General features: G+C 59.1%; 1 protein-coding gene. It reads left to right on the top strand.

Features of this window, described 5'->3' with window-relative positions:
* Nucleotides 1–1,231, top strand: a 1,231-nt coding sequence (locus SJI00_RS22315) for an immunoglobulin-like domain-containing protein (protein ID WP_322463849.1), incomplete at both ends; no start/stop codon positions are given.

Raw genomic sequence — 1,231 nt, 5'->3', positions numbered from 1 at the left:
CTCGATCGTTTACACCGCCAGCGTCAGCGCTCCGGTGACCAACACTCCAGTTACCGTGAAACTCGCCAACGGCGAGACCATCACGATCGCGGTTGGCCAGAGCTCCGGGACTGTAACGACAGCGGTCAGCAATGACGTCTACGTCGGCCATGACTCGGTCAGCAACAGCATCACCACCGTCTCGGGCGGCAATTACGAAAGCCTGGTTGCCAACAAAGCTGCTGTCACTACAACTGTGACCGACACGGTCGACACTTCGACCGTAACGTTGACCGCTACTCCTTCGGTCGCAGAAGGCGGATCCATCGTTTACACCGCCAGCGTCAGCGCGCCGGTCACCAACACTCCGGTCACCGTGAAGCTCGCTAATGGCGAGACCATCACCATCGCCGTGGGCCAAAGCTCCGGGACTGTAACGACGGCGGTCAGCAATGATGTGTACGTCGGCCATGACTCGGTCAGCAACAGCATCGCCACTGTTACAGGTGGCAATTACGAAAGTCTGGTGGCCAACAAAACTGCTGTCACAACAACTGTGACCGATACCGTCGATACTTCGACCGTGACTCTGACTGCCACCCCATCGGTCGCCGAAGGCGGTTCAATCGTTTACACCGCCAGCGTCAGCGCGCCGGTCACCAATACCCCGGTCACCGTGAAACTCGCCAATGGCGAGACCATCACCATCGCGGTGGGTCAGAGTTCTGGGACTGTAACGACAGCAGTCAGCAATGACGTGTACGTCGGCCATGACTCGGTCAGCAACAGCATCACTACCGTTACAGGCGGCAATTACGAAAGTCTCGTTGCGAATAAAACTGCTGTCACCACAACCGTGACCGACACCGTCGATACTTCGACCGTAACGTTGACCGCTACTCCTTCGGTCGCAGAAGGCGGATCCATCGTTTACACCGCCAGCGTCAGCGCGCCGGTCACCAACACTCCGGTCACCGTGAAACTCGCCAACGGCGAGACCATCACAATCGCGGTGGGCCAGAGCTCCGGCAATGTAACGACAGCCGTCAGCAACGACGTCTACGTCGGCCATGCAGCTGTGAATAACAGCATCGCCACCGTTTCCGGCGGCAGCTATGAAAACCTGGTGGCGAACCAGGGCGTTGTGACAACCGCCGTCACCGACACGGTCGACACCTCGACTGTGACTCTGACCGCCACCCCATCGGTCGCCGAAGGCGGATCCATCGTTTACACCGCCAGCGTCAGCGCG

The sequence above is a fragment of the Pseudomonas gebzensis genome (assembly GCF_034427815.1).
GTDB lineage: Bacteria > Pseudomonadota > Gammaproteobacteria > Pseudomonadales > Pseudomonadaceae > Aquipseudomonas.
This window is presented reverse-complemented; position numbering and strand designations above follow the sequence as displayed.